Below are 2,909 nucleotides of genomic sequence, written 5' to 3' on the forward strand. Positions count from 1 at the left end.
GCAGCCAGGACGACCTCAAGGCCCTGCTGCCGCAAGGCATGTCAAAGAACAACCCGGTCTAAGCCAGTTCACTGATGTCTACTTGATGACCGCTCGCCTGAAAAGGTGGGGTTGTCTGGACGGTTACAGTGTATCTCTTGCGGGGCTTATCGACGCATTCCGACGGTTGTTTAGGCACGCCGGGATGCGGGATACGCCAGGGCCGCAGGGGCATGGTTCGCGCATTCCCCATACCGGCCCATGCGACAGGCTAGCCGGAAGCGAGACCGCTGCCAAGGGGTTTTGCGTCCGTCGCAGGCTGCACACCTGGCGTGAGGTGCAGGCGCCGCCCGGTCTTGCGTCTGCGGGTATGTGGTTTCCTGAACGGCGCGCGCTTGTGCGAAGAGCCGGACCGGCGCGGATGTCAGGGGAAGGCGCGGGACGGATGGGCGGCAAGACCCGGATGGAGGGAATGGACGGGGTGGAGGGGGGCGTGGTGCGTCCGGCCCGGACGGGGCAAATGAACGGGGGGGCGCCGTGCGGCGCCCCCCCCGTGGTATGGCGTATGCTTCACGGGGCGCAACCGGCCCCGTGCCCGGCGGCTAGACGATGCCCGCCGCCGACAGGATGTCGCGCAGGCGCGACTGGTTGGCGGGCTGCAACGGCACCATGGGCAGGCGCAACTCCAGTTCCATCTTGCCCATCATGGACAGGGCCGTCTTGACGGGGATGGGGTTGGTTTCCAGGAACATGGCGCGGTTGATGGATGCAAGCTCGTAATGCACGCGACGCGCGTTGGCCAGGTCGCCCTCGAAGAAGGCGCGGCACAGTTCGGACATCTTGGCGGGCACCACGTTGGAACTTACGGAGATGACCCCGCAGCCGCCCACCGCCAGCAGCGGCAGCACCGTGAAGTCGTCGCCCGACAGCACCTGGAAGTCGGCGCCGCAGTACTCGATGATCTCCGAGACCTGGATCAGGTTGCCGGTGGCTTCCTTGATGCCGATGACCTCGGGGATGTCGCGCTTCATGCGGGCCAGGGTTTCCGGACACAGGTTGGTGCCGGTACGGCTGGGCACGTTGTACACGATGAAGGGCATGGGCACTTCGGCGGCAATGGCCTTGAAGTGCTGGTACAGCCCTTCCTGGGTAGGCTTGTTGTAGTACGGGGTGATCAGCAGTGCGCCGTCGGCCCCGGCCTGCTTGGCGTAGCGGGTAAGCTCCACCGCCTCGCGGGTGTTGTTGGAACCGGCCCCCGCCAGCACGGGCACGCGGCCCTTGACCTGCTCTACGCAGATGCGGATGACGTCCTTGTGTTCCTGGTGGGTGAGCGTTGCCGATTCGCCGGTGGTGCCGCAGGGGACAAGGCCGTTGATGCCCTGTTCGATCTGCCATTCGATGAACGCGCGGTAGCGTTCCTCGTCCACGGCGCCGTTGCGGAACGGCGTGACGAGAGCGGTGAAAGCGCCTTGAAACTGCATGTTGCCTCCTTTGGGCCGGGTACCTGCTGCCCCGGCCTTCGACACGCCGTGCCCGTGGGGCCGCCGCTCCTGCCTGTGCCGCACGGCCTGAAGCGCGCGGCAGCGGCAAGGGGGCCCGGTGGACCGGGTGCGTTACGCCAGGGCCAGCCCCAGCCCCTCCAGGAACATCTCGCCAGAGAAGACGCGCACGGCCTTGCCGGAAAGGAACACCGAGCCGCCTTCAATGGATATGCCAAGAATCTCGCCGCCGGAACTCCTGACATTCACCGTGGATTCCGTAAGCCCCAGCGCATGCGCGATGAACGCGCCCGCCGCCGCCCCCGTACCGCAGGCGTAGGTTTCGTCCTCCACGCCGCGTTCGAAGGTGCGCAGGTGGATGTTCCTGCGGTCGATGACCTGAGCGAAGTTGGCGTTGGTGCCCGCGGGCGCGAAGTGCGCGTGGCGGCGCAGCGCGGCACCCAGGGTGCGCACGTCCACGGTCGAGGCGTCGCGTTTGAACACCACGGCATGGGGCACGCCCGTGTTCACGAAGTGCACCATGTCGCGGCCTTCGCCAAGGTCCAGTTCAATGCCCAGGGTCAGGTCGCGCGGCGGGGTCAGCTCCACCTTGGCCATGCCTGCGGCCACGTCGGCCTCGGCGCGGATGAGCCCGGCATCGGTGCCGAAGACGTGCTTCGGACCGGCAAAGCCCAGTTCCACGGCCAGCAGCGCGGCGCAGCGCGAAGCGTTGCCGCACATTTCGGCGCGCGAGCCGTCGGCATTGTAGAAGTGCCAGATGTAGTCGCCTTCGCGGTCTTTCGGCGTTTCATCCAGAAAGACGAGGCCGTCGGCGCCCACGCCGAAGGCGCGGCGGCACACGGAGCGGGCCCAGTCGGGCATGGCCGCGACCGGCAGGCCCAGTGCCCGGTTGTCGATGAATACGAAGTCGTTGCCGCACCCATGCAATTTGTGGATGGGTACGGTGCGTGCCTTGCCGCTCATGCTGCGTGCTCCTTGTGTTGGCCGGGACCGGGGCGGGCGCGCGTTGCGCTGCCTACCATGCGGCGGGAACCGTGCCGACGACCGCCTCGACGGCAGGATCCGGCTCCACGGCGTCCTTCAGGGGAACCTGCCGGACGGAAATATCTATGCCCACGATCCAGTGCCGGGGCTGCGAAAGGCCCTGAACCCGCTGGGGCCAGGCCAGTACGTCCACCACGTTGACGCTTCTTCCCTGCATGTCTGGCCGGGACCATAGCAGCGAAGGTGCCGCGCCGTCCACGACCCCGTCGAAACCGGTGCCGATGCCCCCACCAAGCAGGATGTGGAAGGCTTGCCCAAGCTCCGCCAGATAGCGGCGCTCGCCAAGGCCGCCCCATCCTGCCACGCCGATGACCAGGTCGGCCCGTGCGCGTGCGGCCAGCCCGGCCTGCACCGCCTGCGCGGCCATGGCGGGGGTGGGGTCTTATC

3 protein-coding genes are annotated in these 2,909 nt (G+C 67.3%); all 3 read right to left on the reverse strand.

The window, feature by feature from the left end:
* Positions 1–581: 581 nt before the first annotated feature.
* The 3 genes from dapA to FVW27_RS12220 all read right to left on the reverse strand — a co-directional run bounded on the left by dapA (position 582) and on the right by FVW27_RS12220 (position 2,889).
* Entirely contained in the window at positions 582–1,460 is an 879-nt protein-coding gene (gene dapA, locus FVW27_RS12210) for a 4-hydroxy-tetrahydrodipicolinate synthase (protein ID WP_167125511.1), read from the reverse strand.
* A gap of 132 nt (positions 1,461–1,592) precedes the next feature.
* Positions 1,593–2,441, reverse strand: a complete 849-nt coding sequence (gene dapF / locus FVW27_RS12215; RefSeq protein WP_167125513.1) for a diaminopimelate epimerase — start codon at positions 2,439–2,441, stop codon at positions 1,593–1,595.
* 52 nt (positions 2,442–2,493) lie between these two features.
* Complete coding sequence (locus tag FVW27_RS12220; RefSeq protein ID WP_243838404.1) at positions 2,494–2,889, reverse strand: hypothetical protein; 396 nt, start codon at positions 2,887–2,889, stop codon at positions 2,494–2,496.
* Positions 2,890–2,909 lie beyond the last annotated feature (20 nt).

This window comes from Nitratidesulfovibrio liaohensis (assembly GCF_011682075.1).
Taxonomy (GTDB): domain Bacteria; phylum Desulfobacterota; class Desulfovibrionia; order Desulfovibrionales; family Desulfovibrionaceae; genus Cupidesulfovibrio; species Cupidesulfovibrio liaohensis.

Coding starts and splice junctions, on each gene's coding strand:
- dapA (WP_167125511.1), bottom strand. CDS start 1,460: ATGCAGTTTCAAGGCGCTTTCACCGCTCTCGTCACGCCGTTCCGCAAC.
- FVW27_RS12220 (WP_243838404.1), bottom strand. CDS start 2,889: ATGGCCGCGCAGGCGGTGCAGGCCGGGCTGGCCGCACGCGCACGGGCC.
- dapF (WP_167125513.1), bottom strand. CDS start 2,441: ATGAGCGGCAAGGCACGCACCGTACCCATCCACAAATTGCATGGGTGC.